The sequence below is a fragment of the Ureibacillus yapensis genome (genome assembly GCF_003515775.1).
Lineage (GTDB): Bacteria > Bacillota > Bacilli > Bacillales_A > Planococcaceae > Ureibacillus > Ureibacillus yapensis.
In genome coordinates, this window is the sequence record NZ_QWEI01000003.1 from 319,551 (window position 1) to 338,880 (window position 19,330).

General features: G+C 39.4%; 16 protein-coding genes. 5 read left to right on the forward strand and 11 right to left on the reverse strand.

Features of this window, described 5'->3' with window-relative positions:
• Position 1: 1 nt before the first annotated feature.
• Positions 2 to 3,625 (reverse strand): dynamin family protein, encoded by a 3,624-nt coding sequence (locus D1B33_RS09045; protein ID WP_118876047.1) that lies wholly within the window; start codon positions 3,623 to 3,625, stop codon positions 2 to 4.
• A gap of 461 nt (positions 3,626 to 4,086) precedes the next feature.
• On the opposite strand from D1B33_RS09045, the gene D1B33_RS09050 reads away from it, so the two are divergent.
• From D1B33_RS09050 to D1B33_RS09060, 4 genes are all read left to right on the forward strand, one after another.
• Positions 4,087 to 4,542: a chemotaxis protein CheX gene (locus tag D1B33_RS09050; RefSeq protein WP_118876048.1), complete on the forward strand. Its 456-nt coding sequence runs from the start codon at positions 4,087 to 4,089 to the stop codon at positions 4,540 to 4,542.
• Positions 4,543 to 4,832: 290 nt separating this feature from the next.
• Positions 4,833 to 4,958 carry a hypothetical protein gene (locus D1B33_RS18760; RefSeq protein WP_267897043.1) on the forward strand — a complete coding sequence of 42 codons (126 nt, stop codon included), beginning with the start codon at positions 4,833 to 4,835 and terminating at the stop codon, positions 4,956 to 4,958.
• Positions 4,959 to 4,987: 29 nt separating this feature from the next.
• Entirely contained in the window at positions 4,988 to 5,488 is a 501-nt protein-coding gene (locus tag D1B33_RS09055) for a cytochrome c oxidase subunit II (protein WP_118876049.1), read from the forward strand.
• Positions 5,466 to 7,181: a b(o/a)3-type cytochrome-c oxidase subunit 1 gene (locus D1B33_RS09060; RefSeq protein ID WP_118876050.1), complete on the forward strand. Its 1,716-nt coding sequence runs from the start codon at positions 5,466 to 5,468 to the stop codon at positions 7,179 to 7,181. The genes D1B33_RS09055 and D1B33_RS09060 overlap by 23 nt, the downstream gene beginning before the upstream one ends.
• Before the next feature lie 79 nt (positions 7,182 to 7,260).
• Here D1B33_RS09060 and D1B33_RS09065 read toward each other — a convergent pair whose 3' ends face one another.
• The 9 genes from D1B33_RS09065 to D1B33_RS09105 form a co-directional block, all read right to left on the reverse strand.
• Positions 7,261 to 8,736 carry a class I adenylate-forming enzyme family protein gene (locus D1B33_RS09065; protein ID WP_118876051.1) on the reverse strand — a complete coding sequence of 492 codons (1,476 nt, stop codon included), beginning with the start codon at positions 8,734 to 8,736 and terminating at the stop codon, positions 7,261 to 7,263.
• 16 nt (positions 8,737 to 8,752) lie between these two features.
• On the reverse strand, positions 8,753 to 9,493 hold the full coding sequence (gene fabG / locus D1B33_RS09070; protein WP_118876052.1) for a 3-oxoacyl-ACP reductase FabG: 741 nt from the start codon (positions 9,491 to 9,493) through the stop codon (positions 8,753 to 8,755).
• 199 nt (positions 9,494 to 9,692) lie between these two features.
• Positions 9,693 to 10,592 carry an intracellular short-chain-length polyhydroxyalkanoate depolymerase gene (gene phaZ, locus D1B33_RS09075; protein ID WP_118876053.1) on the reverse strand — a complete coding sequence of 300 codons (900 nt, stop codon included), beginning with the start codon at positions 10,590 to 10,592 and terminating at the stop codon, positions 9,693 to 9,695.
• Positions 10,589 to 11,614 carry a 3-oxoacyl-ACP synthase gene (locus D1B33_RS09080; RefSeq protein ID WP_118876054.1) on the reverse strand — a complete coding sequence of 342 codons (1,026 nt, stop codon included), beginning with the start codon at positions 11,612 to 11,614 and terminating at the stop codon, positions 10,589 to 10,591. The genes phaZ and D1B33_RS09080 overlap by 4 nt, the downstream gene beginning before the upstream one ends.
• Complete coding sequence (locus D1B33_RS09085) at positions 11,611 to 12,630, reverse strand: branched-chain amino acid ABC transporter permease (protein WP_118876055.1); 1,020 nt, start codon at positions 12,628 to 12,630, stop codon at positions 11,611 to 11,613. The genes D1B33_RS09080 and D1B33_RS09085 overlap by 4 nt, the downstream gene beginning before the upstream one ends.
• Positions 12,631 to 12,635: 5 nt before the next feature.
• Positions 12,636 to 13,499 (reverse strand): branched-chain amino acid ABC transporter permease, encoded by an 864-nt coding sequence (locus D1B33_RS09090; RefSeq protein ID WP_118876056.1) that lies wholly within the window; start codon positions 13,497 to 13,499, stop codon positions 12,636 to 12,638.
• Positions 13,500 to 13,509: 10 nt separating this feature from the next.
• Positions 13,510 to 14,217, reverse strand: a complete 708-nt coding sequence (locus D1B33_RS09095; RefSeq protein ID WP_118876057.1) for an ABC transporter ATP-binding protein — start codon at positions 14,215 to 14,217, stop codon at positions 13,510 to 13,512.
• Entirely contained in the window at positions 14,192 to 14,968 is a 777-nt protein-coding gene (locus tag D1B33_RS09100; RefSeq protein ID WP_118876058.1) for an ABC transporter ATP-binding protein, read from the reverse strand. Before D1B33_RS09100 ends, D1B33_RS09095 begins: the two co-directional genes overlap by 26 nt.
• A 120-nt stretch (positions 14,969 to 15,088) precedes the next feature.
• The gene (locus tag D1B33_RS09105; protein ID WP_118876059.1) at positions 15,089 to 16,342 is read right to left on the reverse strand and encodes a substrate-binding domain-containing protein; all 1,254 of its coding nucleotides are present in this window, start codon (positions 16,340 to 16,342) and stop codon (positions 15,089 to 15,091) included.
• Between the two features lie 586 nt (positions 16,343 to 16,928).
• On the opposite strand from D1B33_RS09105, the gene D1B33_RS09110 reads away from it, so the two are divergent.
• Complete coding sequence (locus D1B33_RS09110) at positions 16,929 to 18,932, forward strand: diguanylate cyclase (RefSeq protein ID WP_118876060.1); 2,004 nt, start codon at positions 16,929 to 16,931, stop codon at positions 18,930 to 18,932.
• Positions 18,933 to 19,029: 97 nt separating this feature from the next.
• Here D1B33_RS09110 and D1B33_RS18440 read toward each other — a convergent pair whose 3' ends face one another.
• Entirely contained in the window at positions 19,030 to 19,200 is a 171-nt protein-coding gene (locus tag D1B33_RS18440; protein WP_158582954.1) for a hypothetical protein, read from the reverse strand.
• Positions 19,201 to 19,330: the final 130 nt, after the last annotated feature.

The window sequence follows — 19,330 nt, forward strand, 5'->3', positions numbered from 1 at the left end:
ATTAGTTGACCTCCGCTTTTTGCAACTCATTGTAGATAGATTTCCAAGTTTCCAAGCGATCTACCTCTTCAAGCAGCAATCTTTCTGTCTCGATTTGCTGAAGTGCCTGTTTTAGTAAATACTCATTCATTGCTTGCGCCGATTGGTCAATAAAATTCGCTGCCCAATTTGTCAACTGGTCCTTTTGCACATCCATATAAACTTGTGCTTCTGGTTTTGTTAACTCTTCCAAAGCTGCTTTTAAATGTTCTTTCTCATTTTTCTCAAAGAACGATTTTGCATTTTTGAAATAAGATTTAACGGAAGCAAACTTACTCTCATCATCGAACGGTCCTTTAAAGTCCAATAATGTTGGTTCTTCCAGTTCAAAAGTGATAAAAGAAAAACTTGGATTCTTTTCTTTTAAAGCACGCGCTTCTTCTTTAAAACGTTCTACAATCTGCTTTTGTATAAATTGTGCCAAGCGGAAATTGGTTACCCGCAATTCCTGAGCAAAGTCAAAACGCAATGCCCCGATCGTTTCTTTTAAAGCATGTTCCAGCGCCTGTTGGACCGGCATCGAAGAGAAAGTCGACGGGTTATAGCTTTCTCTGAAGAAATCCGGATATCGATAATAGACACGCTGCATCACATAGTACAGAAGTTCATCTAGTTCTTGTTTGGCATCGGCTTTTAACATATTTGTCGATGGTTCACTGTATGTTTTTTGTATAGATTGCTCTAACTCAGCTAATTCTCTTAAACGCTCGTCTTTTCGTTTCAAGTTTTCTTCTGTTTGTGCGATTAAATCCGCCAAACGATTTTGCGTTTTTTCCACTTCTTCATGCAAGGCTTGTATAGCGATGGCAGCGAGCTCTTCATTTAGGAAATGGTGGAAAGCTTCTTCAAACGGCTCCATACCAGAATTTAATACATTGTCTTCTACTTTTTCCTGAAGCGCTAGCAAACTGGAAACGCCGAACAGTCGCGGGAATCGTATTCCAAAACGCTGCAACTCGGATTTCACGTAATTTTTCACATCGTTTTCTTCATCCGGCGTTGTAGCCAGGTCGATGGCATTTACGATAAAGAACATTTTGTCCAATTCGAATGCATCCTTCACGCGACCCAACTGAATTAAGAATTCACGGTCCGCTTTGGCAAAGGCGTGATTGTAATATGTGATAAATAAAATTGCATCGGCATTTCGAATATAGTCAAATGCCACCCCGGTATGGCGAGCGTTGATCGAGTCAGCACCCGGTGTGTCAACCAATGTAACACCCATCCTTGTTATTGGACTATCATAATAAAAGTCAATATTGTCGACAAAGCATGAACGATTTTCTTCGGCAACAAATCGTTCAAACTCATCCCGAGTAACACGGATGGTTTGTCCCAATTGTGCTTCGTAATTTTTAAACCCTTGGCTAAATGCCCGGATAAAGGATTTGTGGACATTTAAACGTTCATCGCTCAATTGCACAGCAAGCCCTTCCTGCGCACGATCAAATGCCTCCTCCAGCGAGTTGATTTTCAGGCCAATCGCTTCATAAGACCCCTTAATATCTTCAAGAAGCTGTTCTGCTGTTTTCAACTTAACATCGGCTGTTTCATGTGGATGCTCTTTTGTAACAGGGCGAATTTTATTGATGGCCGCAGTTGTCGGATTCGGGGATACAGGCAACACTTTCGAACCCATTAACGCATTGGAAAAGCTGGATTTTCCGGCACTAAATGCGCCAAATAATGCAATGGTAAAGTCTTTCTTTTGTAAACGCTCTACTTTTTTAAGCAAAAACTGTGAAACTTCCTGGAAACCATCTACTTTCTTTACTGCGTTCGCTGTGCGAATGGCCGCTTCGACAACCTCATCGCCTTTTTGGTTTGGTTGGGTTGTTTGTTGAATGCTTTCTTGTTGTTCTTCCGTTTTTGCTTCTTCGGTTAAAAGCATGGACGGATCAAATGGCCGAATTTCGTTCAATGCTTGCTCATAGTCATACTGCCACTGGTTATACTGCTGTTTTGCCAAAGAGCGGGTATCTTTTGCAGCAGCCACAATTTCCCTTTCTGCATTTGCCTTGTATGTGGAAAGCGTGCTTATTGATTCGATTGCTTCTACTTTTTCATTTAATACTTTTAATTTAGCTTGAACAGGAGCAGAGAAATTTTGGGAAGCTTCTTGCAATACCTCTTTTTGCTGATCTTTCCAGTCTTCCGTTGCTTCCATAAAGTAGCGTTTAGTTGCTTCCGCTACTCGGTTTGCAAAGTTCAATAATGCATCCCCGGTTACGAGAGAGCCTTGTTTTACTTGTTCTTCAATAAGCGAAAATGGGACATCGAAAGGAAGAGCATCGATTTTGCCTGATCTTTCGTCCGTTAACGCGCCTGCTTCTTTTAGTGATTGTTTCATTAAAAGTTTTAAATGACCGATGATTTGTGATTGCAAAATAATTTTATACTGCTCAAACACTTCTTCTTTGCGGCGCTTTTTCTCTTCTTCCGTTTTCTTTTTTGCGGTGAATAATCCGCCCACTTTAAAGCCCTCTTGCATGCTTTCCAAGTAAGCTCGCAATTTCTCCCTAAAATCTGCCGGGATGATTGCTGCATTCTCCAAAAGCTCCTTGCGCCGTTCTTTGAACGATTCATTCCAATTTTCAGCGGAAAACATTTCGGTTTGGAGTTGAAGCTTTTCAAATTGATCAAGCAAATCTTGTCTATTTTCCCACTCTTCCATACTTAAAACGTTTTCATATTGTTGCTGCAAGCTTTCCGCTTCTTCATCCAAATAAGTGAGGTGTTCATTTTGAAGCTTACGCAATGTATTCTCTGCTGTACTAAGCAACTGCTCCTGCCAATGATTCATGGAATCCATGACAATTTTTTTTACTGTTTCAAAATCGTTATATGGGTGGTCAAAATCCCTTAATGAAGTAAAGAAGATTCCTTTTGGCTCAACACCCCAAGCTGTAAAGGATTGATGCACGGATTGTTTGAAGTCTTCAAATGATAATTCATTTTCTTTATGTTTATCGATTTGATTAACGATTAAATATACATTCGGATTATATTTCATCAGTTGTTTTGTGAATTGGAAATTTAATTCCGATTGAACATGATTATAGTCCATCGTATAAAAAACAACATCTGCAATATGAAGGGCCGACTCAGTGGACATTGCATGCGCATCATCCGTCGAATCTACTCCTGGCGTATCCATTACAGTAACACCGATTGGAAGCGATGAATCGCGGTGGCCGATTTCAATTTGGGAAACCAATTGTCCGTTTTTGCTTAACTCTTTGACCGTTTTAAAATCATAGCCTGCTTCAAACTTCACAGGTTTCGCGTGATTCATATAAACGATTGCATAATCCTCAGGTGATTTATGCACTTTTACAATGTTTGCACTGGTAGGAATCGGGCTGGCAGCAAGAATGTCTTCGCCTGATAATGCATTAATCATACTCGATTTTCCAGCTGAGAAATGACCAGCAAATCCGATTACATATTCTTTTTGCAGGAGCTTTCTTGCAAAAAGATGAAGTTTCTCCATTCGTTCCGTATCATTATGTTTTTGGTAGATTATGTATTGAACAGCAGATTGCTGTAGTAGATTGTCTAATTTATCCTCAAAAGAACTCATTACAAACAATGCCCCTTTGTCTTATTTTTGTCACAATTATATCTCTATCATGATTAAATAACAAATTCGGCAAAAAAGAAAGAATGAAAGGAGAATTTTTTCAATATATTTTTTATTCGAAAGAATTAAGGGAGAAATTCCGGGGAAAAAGGGGCGATTATTAAGATTTTATTGTTCTCTTTAAAATATAAGTTCCTATCCCTGCATAAATCACTATTGTAGCGCCAACAAAAATTGATAACATGTAAAACCCTCCTAGAATGATAATCATTATCATTAATTATAAGCCCTAAACAGTAAACACTCAAGTTGAACTTGAAATTCTTCTTTAAATATTTTGGCTGCTTACCTTATTAAATCAAGAAAATGGGGCGTTGGATACATTATGGGAGTTTTTTACATGTACTTTTGTACTAATGGCATGATAAGATGGAAAAAAACGTTAAAATGGGGTGTATTCTATGGCAATATCACAGCATATACAGACAATTTTAAATGGATCAATTACTTCATTGAAAAGCATCGTTCCAATGGAATTAAATATACAATCCCCTTCTATATTTACGGAACCGTATATTCAGCAAGAAATGGGTGTTTTGATCGGTCTGATCGGAGACATTAAAGGAAGAATCATTATAGATAGTACGTCGGAAACCTTTAGTTCAATTGGAGCCAGTATGTTTGGAATGCCTTTGGAAGGTGAAATGCTGGAATCTTTTGCAGGAGAATTTGGAAATATGTTTGCAGGGAATTTATGCACACATGCAGGACAGCAAACACTGCATTTGGATATTACTCCCCCAACGGTCATGGTTGGCAATACAAAGCTGTTTGGTTTTGAAAAGGCCTTTAAACTGCCAGCTGCAATTGAGGGTATAGGTTCAATATCCATTCTATTTACGATCGATGAAGAATAGAAGCAGCTTCTTGCTGACTACATGACACTTACATAACTGATTCTCTTTATATTAAATACATAAATGCCAGTAACACGCTAATCTTTTTGGTTGGCGTGTTTTTATTTTTTTCTTAATTCGGAAACAAACAAACTGAATATAAGGAACTAGCCAGTTGTCATACCTTTCACATTAAGTTCACATTTGTACTGTATATGTGTGATTTTTATCACATCTCAATATATTTTTTTTATATATGATTTGTTTATGAAATACATAATATTTATTTCTTACATTTAGGAGGGAGAGTCATGGCAAACCACAAAAAAACGTCAGATGATAGTTTAAAAGGGACTCTTTATGCGACTTTTGGTATTGGTATCATTATCATCATCGTTTGGGCACTTTGCTTCAATTTATTTATTGATCGATTTTAAAGAATCTTATCCTTTAGGAGGAAACACCCATGCACATACACAAGTATGAAAAATGGTGGCTTGTATTCGGTACAGGTACACTCATAGCATTTTTGATTATTATTGGTGTGAGCGCATTCCATTCTGGCACACATCCAAACAATTCAAAATGGACGCTTGACTATGAAAAAGTCGATGAAACCGCTCCGTTCGATAACCCAGGCGTTCATAAAGTGGAAGGAAAAGACTGGGATTACGAAGTTGTTTTAGTTGCATCCGCATTTAGTTACAATCCGACGGAAATCGAAATTCCTGTCGGTTCAAAAGTTCGATTCATTGCTACTACGAAAGACGTTATTCATGGCTTCGAGGTTGCAGGCACAAATATTAATATGATGCTGGAACCCGGCTATGTTTCGGAACAAATTACAACAGTTGACCAAGTTGGCGAATTTACAATCGTCTGCAATGAATATTGTGGTGTTGGCCACGCAATGATGTATTCTACTTTAAAGGTGGTGGAAGCTGATGACAACAGCAGTCACAAGTAAAGAAGTAAAGCAACCAAAATTACAAAAAGCAAAAAATTCTATCGAAAATGAAAAAATAATCAAAGTTGATCGCAAAGATGCAAAATTAGCTTTGGCACATATGTACGTTGCATTCGGAGCTCTTTTATTAGGAGGCCTTGCAGGTCTTTTACAAGTATTTGTTCGTTCCGGTGCATTTCAGTTGCCATTCGGCATTGGCTATTATCAAGTTTTAACTGTTCATGGTGTATTATTGGGTCTTATTCTAACTACTTATTTCATCATGGGCTTCCAATTTGCAGCCGTTAGCCGTACTGCAGGCCCCCTTTCCAATACTCAACGCAAATTAGGCTGGATTGGTTTCTGGGTAATGACGATCGGTACTGTAGCAGCTGCTGCCATGGTCCTTTTAAACGAAGCATCTGTTCTTTATACTTTTTATGCCCCGCTTCAAGCGCACTGGATTTTCTATGCTGGTTTGGCGTTGGTGGTAGTAGGGTCCTGGATTGAAGGACTGTCTCAAATTTTACGTTATGCTCAGTGGCGTAAAGAAAACAAGGGGCAAACTTCCCCACTGCTTACATTTATGGCTGTCGTAAATAACTTAATGTGGTTTGTAGCCACTTTAGGTGTGGCAATTGAAGTTTTATTCCAATTGCTTCCTTGGTCTTTAGGTTTGGTCGAACGAATCGATGTTTTATTATCACGAACTTTATTCTGGTATTTTGGTCATGCACTTGTATATTTCTGGTTATTGCCTGCTTATATGGTTTGGTACGTGGTAATTCCTAAAGTGATCGGCGGAAAACTTTTCTCTGATTCACTGGCTCGTTTATCGTTTATGCTATTCTTATTATTCTCCATTCCAGTTGGTGTTCACCATCAATTAACTGAACCGGGGATTGATGGATTCTGGAAGTTCCTGCAAGTTGTGTTAACTTTCTTTGTGATTGTTCCATCTTTAATGACGGCGTTCTCCATGTTTGCGACTTTTGAATTGCGGGGGCGCGAACTTGGCGGTAAAGGTGCGATGGGTTGGTTTAAGCGATTACCATGGAAAGATTGCCGTTTCTTGGTTCCATTTATCGGGATGATTGCATTTATCCCAGGTGGCGCCGGAGGTATTGTCAACGCTTCCTATCAAATGAACCAATTGATTCACAACACAATCTGGGTTACCGGCCACTTCCATTTAACAGTGGCAACAGCAGTGGTTTTAACTTATTTTGGCGCAGCTTTCTGGTTGATTCCACATTTGACTGGACGTAAATTAACAAGCAAGATGAATAGCATGGCCAATACATCTGGTATTTTATGGGCAGTTGGTATGTTCATTATGTCAGGTGCCATGCACATCGCCGGGTTGCTTGGTGCACCTCGTCGTTCTGAATATTCGACTTATGGTGGATCTGAACAAGCAGCTGAATGGATTTCCTATCAAATTGCCCAAGCAATTGGTGGTACGATCTTATTTATCTCCATCTTGGTAATTATCGGCGTTGTTATTAATCTTTTATGGTTTGCTCCTAAAGGGGAAGAAGAATTCCCAGTGGCCGAAGCTGCTCCTGGAGGCGGCAAAACGCCTGCAATCCTAGAGAACTTCAAAGTTTGGGGCGTTATTTTAGCAGCGTTAATCATCATTGCATATACAATACCGATTTTCGAAATCATCACAAACTCCCCTGTTGGTTCAACAGGATTTAAACTTTGGTAATATACAAAAGGCTGACCCATTCTGTTTGGGCCAGCCATTTTTTGTCCGTTTCTGACGGTTTTCTTCTTTTATTAAGACTTTATACGAATGTCTCGACCAACTGCTTTTTATCAATTTTCCCAACAGGTGTTTTAGGCAATTCCTCTACAAAAAATAGTTTCTTGGGGACTTTATACGAACCTAGTTGTTCACGGCAAAGATTTTGAATTTCACTCTTAATGTTTCCTGTATTCTCATGGGAGACAATAAAAGCCGCAACCACTTCTCCCCATTTTTCATCTTTTAAACCAACAACCGCCACTTCTTTTACACTTGGGTGGCTAATTATACATTGCTCCACCTCGAGTGGATAAACATTTTCGCCCCCTGTTATTATCATATCTTTTGTACGCCCTACAATGTAGAAATCGCCATCTTGGTCTTGCTTCGCCAGATCCCCTGTTTTTAGCCAGCCGTCTTGGATTGCCTTCTTTGTTTCCTCGGGATTGTTCCAATATTTTGTAAACACATGCTTCCCTTTTATATAAAGCTCCCCTACTTCCTCGGCCTCACACTCTTTTCCATGTTGATTGATAAGTTTGATTGTATTAAACAGCATATTTTTTCCTACCGAGCCTACTTTTTTTGCAGCATTCTCCGGGGAAATATAAAAGTTATTCGGTCCTGCTTCGGTTAAGCCATACCCCTCTTTAAACTTCAAGCCCTTTTCTATAAAGTGGCGGTAAATCGTTTTAGGGCAAGGGGCGCCCCCGGATAAGAATACTTTTACGGAAGGAAAGGATGCGTTCTTAAAATAGTCCGTTTCAATCATGCTCTGGTACATGGTAGGCACAAATAACGAAATGGTCGTTTGGTAATCATTCACGGCGCGAATGGCTTCCTCCGCATGGAATTGATTTCCAATCACTACGGTACCGCCCATCATTAAGATCGGAAGGGATAACGCATTCAATCCGCCTGTATGAAAAAGCGGCATATAATTCAGCGTACAATCTTCTTCATTTAAGTTCCAGCTGATTGCCGTATTAATGGCGTTCCAATTTACTGCTTCAAAAGACAAAAGCACTCCTTTTGGTTTTCCAGTTGTACCGCCAGTATAAATCATCAACCATGGGTCTTCGGCACTCCATTCATTCGTCTTTTCAAACTCTATTGGTGCTGGTTGAAGATTATCGACAATCTTGAATGGTTGCTTGCCAAAAATCTCTCGCCCTAATGAATGGAACCGCTCGTCAGTAATTAAAATGGAAGGTTGGCAATCATCTAGAATGACGCTTAATTCCGCGCTGCTTAATCGCCAGTTTAAGGGAACATAAATATAGCCGCCTAACCCGCAAGCAAATAAAATCGGAAATATATCAATACAATTTTCCGCCAGTAAAGCGATACGATCGCCCTTGTTTAACCCTCGATTCTTTAAGAAAGCCCACCACTTTAAACACTCTTTTGAAAGTTGTTCATAACTCCACTTTCTTTTTGAAGGAATATCGATGAGCGCTATATTGCAAGGAGTCAATGAGGTTCTATTCAATATCCATGATTGTTCATTCAGCAACAGATATCCCTCCCACTTACATCATAATTCCACCATCTACGTGCAAGACGTGGCCGGTGATATAACTGGATTCATCGGATGCTAGGAAGAGGTATGCATTTGCAATATCCTCCACTTCTCCCAATCTTGGGAGACTAACAATCGACTCCATGTGTTGAATGACTTTTTCCGGCATTTTCTCGACCATCGCCGTTTTTGTAAAACCTGGTGCAACGGCATTTACGTTAATTCCTTTTCTGCCCAGTTCCTTGGCCCATGTTTTTGTCATCCCGATGACCGCCGCTTTTGTTGCAGAATAATTTGTTTGGCCTATATTGCCATAAACACCGCTGACAGAGGAAGTATTGATAACTTTCCCATAACCATTTGCGATCATATGAGGCACAATGGCTTGCGTACAGTTAAACACTCCTTTTAAATTAACGTCGATTACACGATCAAAATCTTCTGCCGTCATTTTGACAAGCATGGCGTCTTTTGTCGTACCAGCATTATTAATCAAAATATCGATTTTCCCATAATGCTCCAAAACTCCCTTGACCATTTGTTGGACGCTATCTCCATCACTCACATCCAACTGAATAAACATGGCATCTTTACCATCTGCTTTTAAGGTGTTTTCCAGTTCTCTGCCGCTAGATTGATCATAGTCCGCTATGACCACTTTTGCTCCTTGCTTTAGAAACAATTCACAAGCAGCCTTGCCGATTCCATTCGCTCCCCCAGTTATGATCGCTACCTTATCCTGAAGCCGCATCTTCAACCACTCCTATTCTCATTATCAAATACGCCTTGGCGTATTTCTGTCCAGATTTTTTCGAGCAAGCTCGAAAAGATTCCTTTAAAAATCTGTGACATCCGCCGGAGGCTTTTAACTTAATTCAGTGGAAATTTAACGCAAAAGGAATTGATTAAATTTTTCCATTTAAATCAACCCTTATAGAAGTGGAATACTTCTATTGAGTTAAAAAACTTTCAATTACTTTGGTTAATTGCTCCAAATCATCAACTAGTGGAGAATGGCCACAAGAATCAAGCTGAATGGATTTTGCCCTACCTCCAAAGTCTTCGATTATTTCTTGTGTCATGGCAAATGTTACAACACGGTCTCTTTCTCCATACAAATTTAATACCGGAACTTGGATTAGGTCCACCTCCCCCGTTCCTTTAGCAGCTTCATTATCTAAATGACTTATATTAAATGTATTTAAGACATGGTAAATATCTGCCAAATTTCGTTGCGTCAACATATCATCGACATATTCGTCATAGCGCTTTTCATCAGGTTGGTTATGTGTGTATATGACAGCATTCCACACAGCTTTTAAGCCTTCTCTATTTTTCATGTCATATAATGTTTGCATGGGAATCGTTTTCCCGGTGTCATTTTCAATTTCTTCAATTGTCGTGAAACGCCCGGAAAAATCTGCAGTTCCATCCTCACTTGTTTTATAAATCGGATAGCCTCGAGTCGAAGCGGAAGCCAGCAGTATTAATTTGCTGCAAAGGTTAGGGTAATCAATGCAAAACTGCATTCCGATTGCTCCACCCGTTGACCATCCAATAATATGAAGATCCTTTATATTCAATAAATCTACGAAGCTTTTAAGATCATCGCTGAAATCTTTGATATGATGAACTCTCGCGTGATAAGTAGATTGTCCAAACCCTCTTAGATCCGGCGCAATCACTGTATACTCTGGACTTAACTTTTCCATCAATACGTCCCAATGCTTAGAGGAGGTCATATTTCCATGAATCAGCAAAATAAGTTTTTCTCCTCCTGGACGTATACGATAGGAGAGAGTTTCTCCATTGAGCAATTCTACAAACGATAAACGTTCACTTACTGTCATCCTGCAACCTCCTTTTGTGGTCCCCATTGAATCGTTATGGCACCCCATGCATACCCAATACCGGCACTAACAAGCACAAGCACATCTCCATCCTTGATCTTCTCTTGTTCCAGTGCCAGCTTTAGAGATAATATTTGATCGATTTGACCAATATGTCCGTAGTTCGATAGATAAATGGAATTTTCCTCTTTCAACCCGAAAGTCTTTAATACAAAATCATGCGCAGACTTTTTCATATGCAGCATGCCGATATAAGATAATTCTTTTTCATGAAAACCACTTTTATTTAAAGAAGTGCGGATGACTTTGATGAAATTATCGAGCGATTTTTGTTCTAAACGTGTTTTCATTCCTTCTGGATCGGTTACATCCAGCCTATAGTAGCCTTGCATCAGATTTTCGGGTGTTAACGGTTCCTTAGTTCCGCCTATCGGAACAACCACATCTTCCGAAAAAGTTCCATCCGTAATAAGGTCGGCTTCATAAATCAAGTTCTCGGTTGCATCCCGTTTAAGCACCAACGCGCCACCTCCCGCCCCAAGGTTGAACATAAAGCGCGTTCGTTCATTTTCATAATCGATAAAATCATGGTTTCGATATCCACCTGCCAGGAGGACGGTTCGAATGCTTTCGTCCGTTTGCATCAGACTTTTTGCAAGCTTCATTGCAAGTATGGCCGTACCGCACCTTAACTGAATATCGAATGCCCAGGCATTCGTTGCACCGACTTCTTCTTGAATTTTGATTCCCGCTGTCCACAACGGATATTCCTTGTGCTCTTCGCCAAAATAAATCACAAGGTCTATTTCCTTTGGTGGGATGCCTGCCTGCTGGATGGCCTCTTTGGCAGCCCAAATGGCCATTTGAACCGTATGATCATCTTTATCTGCAATCGGCTTTTCGATAATTCCCATTTTCGTTTTCACTACGTCCAATGGCAGATTGGCTTTGTTGGCAATTTCTTCTGCCGTCATTCTTTTAGTGGGCAAATAAACACCTATACCAATAATCCCTATATTCATGACGCTCGCTCCTTATCTTCCGGCAAAGCAAAAGTTTTCCGAACTTCCTTTTTTGATTTCCATTTTGAAATTTGCATTTGAATCGAACCCACAATGCCTTTTGGGAAAAAGACAACCGCCAAAATATAGATGATGCCAAAGAAAATAATCCATCTCTCAAATATCGGAAATTCCCTGGCAAGCCCTGATAAATAATGCTGTGCAAACTCGATGACAACCGAACCTACAATTGGCCCCACTAATGTTCCCACACCGCCAATTATGGTCATCAAGAGTGCATCAAGCGTAATATCCATTGTCATAACGCTAGTGTTCACAAAACGGAGGGAAACGGCATATAAAGATCCGGCCAAACTTGCTACAACTCCTGCCACTACCGAAGAGATAACCTTATAGTGCAATGTTTTAAAGCCCAGGGAACGTGTCCGTTGTTCATTCTCACGAACCGCAATCAGCACTTTTCCAAGTGGTGAAGCTACAAATCGTCTCAGCAGCAGGAAAACGATCACTAAGCAGGCCAATACACAAAAGTAAAAGACGATTCGGTCTTTAAAAATATCAGGTGCACGAAATGTAAAGCCATCATTCCCTTTTGTCACCGTCCGCCATTTTTCGGCTACCACCAAAAGCAGCCCCGAAATGGCCAGCGTGAGCATGGCAAAGAAATGACTTTTCAATCTTAAAGTCAAAAGACCAACAAAAAAACTAACAATGGCAGAGAGCAAAATACCGACGATCATTGATCCGATAAAGACGCCGATTGTTGGCTCAAACGTATTCAGCAAAATGGCTGTCGCATAGGCACCAATCCCAAAAAACATTGCATGCCCAAAGGAAACAATACCGGTATAGCCAAGCAGAAGATCATAGCTCATCGCTAAAATGGCAAAGATGAAAATCTGTGTGAATAATATGGTCAAAGTGCGCGAATCTGCCACAAACGGAAAAGCGATCAGGAAGATTAAAATTACAAAGAAGAAAATATGATACTTTGAAACCAGGTTTGTCGTTTTCATACCCATCACCCCTTTGCCATCTTGAATAAACCTTGCGGCCGGAATATTAATACAATTGCCATCAGAATCATGTTTACTGCCAAGGATAAGGATGGAACATAGTAAGCCATGAAACTACCAGCCAGCCCTACTAAAACCGCTGCAAAAAGCGAACCAGAGAAACTGCCCATTCCGCCAATCACCACGACAATAAATCCTAAAATCGCAAACTCCATTCCCATTTCCGCATAGATGGACCCGGAGTATGGAGCCATCAACATTCCACCGATTGCAGCAAGCGCGGCGCCTGTCATAAAAACGAATAAGAATACTTTCTTGATGTTAATCCCAAGCGCTTGAACCATTTCCTTATTCATGACCCCGGCACGTACAATCAGTCCGATTTTTGTGCGGGTTAAAATATAATGGAATATCCCGAAAACAATCAACCCAACAATGATGATAAATAGACGATACTTGATCAGAATGACCTCGCCCAGCTCCCAGCTTCCCGCTAAATAATCAGGAACGGAGACCGGGATTGCATTGGGTCCGAAAGCCACTTTAATCATTTCCTGCAGAACGAGCATAGATCCCAACGTAATCAATATTTGCTGGACATGATTTCCGTAAACAGGCGTGATGATCAATTTTTCCATCAAGAAGCCTAAAATCATCCCTGTCAAGATGGCAGCAACGATGCCGATTAAGAAACTTTCAGTCAATGTATAGGTAAAGACACCGGTATAAGCACCCCAGACGAAAAGTCCGCCGTGGGCAAAATTCAATACATCCATCAGGCCAAAAATAAGCGTCAAGCCGGCTGCCAATAAAAAAATCAACATTCCCGTTGCAAGACCATTAATAACGAGACTAATGATAAGATCCATAAGTACCCCCCTATCCAATTCCCAGGTATTTTCGTTTTAGTTCATCATCTGCGATTAACTCGTTCATCGCCCCCTGTTGAACTGTCCGGCCATCGTCTATTAACGTAAACGTGTCGCCGATGCGGCTTGCCATGATAAAATTTTGCTCAACAAGTACGATGGTTGTTCTTTTTTTCATTTCCATTATCGCTTCCATTACTTTCTCGACAACAATTGGTGCCAAGCCTTTGGAGGGTTCATCAATTAACAACAGCTTGCTGTCGTTTACAAATGCCCGCGCCATGGAAAGCATTTGTTTCTGGCCGCCAGACAAGTGCCCGCCTGCCTTTTTCCAAAATTTCTTTAAATCCGGAAAGAGTTCAAGCACATAATCCTGCTTTTCCAGTGCATCGTCGGTTACTTTTCTCATCGCCACTTTCATATTTTCTTCGACGGTTAGTTGCCCGAATATCCCCTGATCCTCCGGCACATAGCCGATTCCTATTTTTGCGATATCATAGGTAGGTTTTTTCTCGATGTTTTCATCCAAAAAGGTGATGGTTCCGTTAGATGCTGGCGTCAAGCCCATGATGGTTTTCAAAGTTGTTGTTTTCCCTGCCCCATTGCGGCCAAGCAGCACGGAAACCTCCCCCGCCTTCGCTTCAAAATTAATGCCTTGCAAAATATGAAATTGGCCGATGTGTGTATGGATATTATGAAGTTTCAACAAGCTCTCCATCATAAAGCCCTCCTAGATATGCATTTTGCACGGTTTCATTATTCATGATTTCTGTGGGTGTTCCGTCTGCAAGCAGTTTTCCATTAAATAGCACCATGATGCTGTCCGATAAATCCAGAATCATATCCATTTTGTGTTCAATCAGTAGTATGGTTTTATCGCCGCGAGCTTTAATTTGGCGGATGACCTCCAAAATGGCTGGTACTTCTTCCAGCGACATCCCGGCTGTTGGTTCGTCCAATAGCAGAACCTCTGTATCCAGCGCCAATAGCATCGCAATTTCAAGTTTTCGTTTCTCTCCATGTGATAATTGGCTGGCTACTGCATCTTGTTTATTCGATAAAAGGACTTGATCTAAAATGGCGATTGCCTCTGCCGTAATTTTCTTATAATGAAGGTAATGCTTTAAAAATTGAAAGCGGACTTTTTCCTTGGATTGGACTGCCAATCGAACATTTTCTAGTACTGTCAAGCTCGGAAACACATTTGTAATCTGAAATGACCTTCCAAGCCCCATCCTTGTTCTATCGACGGAAGATTTTTTCGCTAATGAGTGACCCCTGAAAAATACGTCTCCTTCCGTCGGTTTCAGCTCGCCGCTAAGAAGGTTGAAAAAAGTTGTTTTCCCCGCCCCATTTGGTCCGATAATCGATTTAAAATGCTTTTCGGGCATTTCAAAATTCACGCGGTCAACCGCTTTATGACCGCCAAATTGAATTGACAAGTTTTTTGTACGAATAATAGGCTCCATCTTGACTCCCCTTTCTATTCCTCTTAAAAGCTTCCAGAATCGGTAGAAGTTTTTAAGAGAAACAGACCAAGAGATGTTGGTCTGTTTCATTTTGATTGTGTGCAGCTCCGCTTTTCTAGATTAGTTCATAATCGGCGGCTCTGTTTCTTCCGGTGTTAGTTCGCGGATCAATACTGGTACCGGATAGTCAACCCCATCGACTTTTTCTAAACGAACGGAATACATTGGCTGCAATGCTTGATGGTCTTCTTTACGGAATGTCATTGTTCCTTTTGGTGTTTCAAATGACATACCTTCCATTAACGGAATCAATGTATTGCCATCCGCATCCCCTTCTGATTTTTCCAAGGCCGTCACAATGGCAACTGCTGCTGAAAATCCTCCTGGTGTGAACAAGTCAGGTACTTCTCCGTTAAAGCGAGCTTTATGCTCTTCAACCAGCCAATCATTTACTTCGTTGTTTGGAAGAGTATGATAATAGACAGAGAACCCTTCCATGCCGACTAATGGACCCATCATTTGAAGTGCCACAATATCAGGCGCACCAGTTGAAATCTTGATGCCTTTTTCCTGCAGTTTTAAGTCGGCGATTTGATTCCAAGGAGAGTTCGCGCCTGCCCACACTACAAATAAATAATCAGGCTTTGCTTCCACAATTTTTTGTAGATTGGACGTGAAATCTGTTGCTGCTGGATCTGCATACTCTTCAGCTACAATTTCCGCACCCAATTTTTCTGCTGCCGTTTTAAATGCTGAAACACCATCCCAGCCAAACGAATAGTCAGGAGCAAATGTAGCGATTTTTACCCCTTCACCGGCAATGGCCGCTGCTGCTGCATAAGCATCTTGGGAAGAGTTTCGTGCAGTACGGAAAATATACGGGTTAAATTCAGATCCCGTAATGCTGTCTGCCACGGCTGGTTCCACAATCATGATTTTTTCATATTCTTCAGCAAGCGGAAGAACAGCTAATGTATCTCCCGAGCTTGATGAGCCTACCAGAAAATCTACGCCATCATCTTCCAACAGTTTCGTTGCTTTTTGGACGGCCACTTCCGGCTTCGTTTCTGTATCTTCCCAAACGACTTCAATCTTTTTGCCTGCAACCTCCATTGTTCCGTCTGTTGCATATTCCAATCCAAGCTCAAATCCTTTTTGAGTTTGTTTTCCATACGATTCTAGAGCACCCGTCAAAGAAGCTAGTACTCCCACTTTAATCGTGCCTGTTTGTTCAGTCGTTTCTGCCGTTTGTTCCGAAGTCTTCTCTTCTGTTTGACTGTCTTCTTTTGTTGTGGCAGGTTCATCTTCACTACAAGCAACTAGAAACAATAGAACGCACCCCATGATGAAAAATAAAGACCAGAATTTCCTCATTCCCCATACCCCCTTTTGTTGTTTAAAGCGCTTACAATGTGCTTTATGTTAATGTAAACTACTGTAGTTACAAATTAGTTACAAATTAATTGGGATTTAGCAGACTTCCACTTATTTCTAATTCAATCGTTATCAACAATGAGCTATAGGAATGAAAAATTCCTTGAAAATTATAAAAAGCGCTTATCCTTTTTTAGGTTAAGCGCTCAGTTATAAGCATCTTATTTTAGTGTTTAATGGATTTATTAAATAAACCATAAATACGGTCTTTCCCTTCGCGTAGTGGATTCATTTAATTTTGGTAATAAAGTCGAATAACGGAAATTTCACCTGTAGTATGATTGGAATTCGGTTTATTAACTACGAGAATGATAATGTGTGTTTGATGGTCAATTTGATTTAGACAGGGACTAACATTTAATTATTCCGTCACATTTTCCAGGTAAAATATACCAAATTGTTATTGAAAAAACTTTCTACCTGTCATATATTATATATTGAATTCACACGAATCCCTCAGAATCTTTACATAAGGAGTCTATGAAAAGCAATACATATGAAATCATTTTAAGGAGTTTTAAACAGTTTGTTATTGAATAATATTTTTAACCAATTAGGGATTTCAAGTTTCAAAGGAAGACTTAGATTTTGGTTTTTATGTTTTATTGCATTGATGGTATTATTTGCATCTATTCCATTTATATTTTTTGGAAAACAAGAGAAACTTGAGGATGCTAATGTTTCTATTGAAAAAACGATTGAACTGCAACAAGTAGTAATCAATTATTGGTTACAAGAACGAATATCAGATGTTAAATCCATTTCTGAACTTCCATCTGTGAAAGCCCTTGATTTAGAACAAATGAAAGAAGTCCTGGAAGCATTTGATAAAAATCATTCCGAATTCGGAATGATTTTATATGTAAATGAGGATGGAATCAGTCAAATTAATACAAAATCCACTACGGAAATCGATTTATCCGATCGGGAATATTTTAAGGAAGCAAAGAAAGGGAATAGCTTTATAACGGGCGTATTAATAGGTAGGCAAACCAATTCACCCATTATAATATTTTCTAATCCTATCTATGACTCTAATGGAAATTTTAAAGGTTTAATAGCTGGACAGGTACCGTTGCTAACCATTACAGATGTTATGAATCAATTCCAAGATGAGTCAAGTGAAACTTATTTAGTTGATAGAAGCGGGATGTTAATAACAAAATCACGTCAAGGCGAAATTGGCGAATATATTGATACAGAGATATTCGAAGAAGCTTTAGCGGAAAACCCTATAACTAATTTCTACAATACTCAAAATGGAGAAAAGGTTTTGGGGAATTATCGGTGGGTACATAACAATCAATGGTTGATTATAGGTGAAATAACAGAGAGTAAAATTTTCGAACCATTCTATCGTATGGCACTGATGCTCTCTTTAGTTGTTTTATTTGCGATTCTTATAGGTTATACACTAATGGTATGGGTGTCTAATCAAGCTGAGGCGCCGATTAGAAAAGTGCTGGAAGGTACTAGGAAAATTGGTGAGCGTAAGTTTAATTTTCGATTGGAGAAATGTAAGAAAGACCCTATTGAATTTAAGGAACTCTTCGATAATTTTAATAATATGAATGAAATCATAGAAAGTTATATTATTTCATTAAAAGAAAGTGAAGATAAGTTTCGTACTATTGTAAATTATTCAAGTGACATGATTACAATACATAATTCTACAGGAAAGTACCTATATGTCTCACCTGCAGGAAAAGAAATTCTCCAATACGAAGATAAAGAAATAATTGGATATGATAGTTATTATTTTATTCATCCGGATGACTTAGAATTGGTTAAGCAAAAACACGATACTTTATTAAAAGAGGGTTATGCTGTATCTACCTATCGTATTCGCAGAAAAAATGGAGAATATATTTGGTTTGAATCTTCTATTAAATTGCAGGGAAAAACACCAGAAGAAACACACTTAATAGTCATATCTCGGAATATTACGGAAAGAAAAATGGTTGAACAAAAACTTCAAGAAGCGAATAATGTATTGCTAGAACTTTCAACGAAAGATGGATTAACAGGTATCTGGAATCGAAGAGCGTTTGATGAACGTTTAGAATTAGAATGGAATCGTGCTATAAGAAATTCCTCTGCTCTTTCACTTATTATGCTTGATATTGATTATTTTAAAAAGTTTAACGATACGTATGGTCATCAAGCAGGTGACGATTGTTTGAGAGAAGTAGCCAATATCATTGAACTTACTGCAAAGGGTTCAAATGATATAGCATTTAGATACGGTGGAGAAGAGTTTAGTGTAATCTTGCCTACAACCGATCTTGCGGACGCTGAACTTGTAGCTGAATCCATTCGTAAAGCAATCGATAGTCTGAATATCCCACATTCAGGTTCGGTAATTAGTAAATGTGTGACGATTAGCTTAGGTGTGAATACCATGATTCCTACTGAGTCACAAAGTATTGATCAATTAATTGCCAAGGCAGATAAAGCTCTTTATCAAGCAAAACAAGATGGGAGAAACTGTGTTAGATCAACTGTATCACTGATCAGTAAGCCGAATTAAATTCGGCTTTTTTTACTCTCAAAAAGCAAGAAAAATCCCTCAACATAAAAAACACCTAGACGATTGACTAGGTGTTTGAATCCTTATAATTTTCTTATTAACTTTCTCGATTGTGAATGATTTGATTGCGATAGATCTCCAAGTCTTCTGCGAATTCTTCATGATTTCGATTTCGATTCAAATCAATTTCAAGTTCACGATACTGGTCCAAGTCGTTTAAATCCTTAGACAATTCCTCATTTTGTTTATGATTTTCTTTTTTATCCACTCTTACCCCACCTCCATCTTATTATTATGAGTAATAAGATTTTTTTCATCCGGGGGTCTTTTTCTAAAGAGTTTAAAAAAAGCATGACACAAAAGTCATGCTTTTTGCTAGCCTAGCGACGTCCTACTCT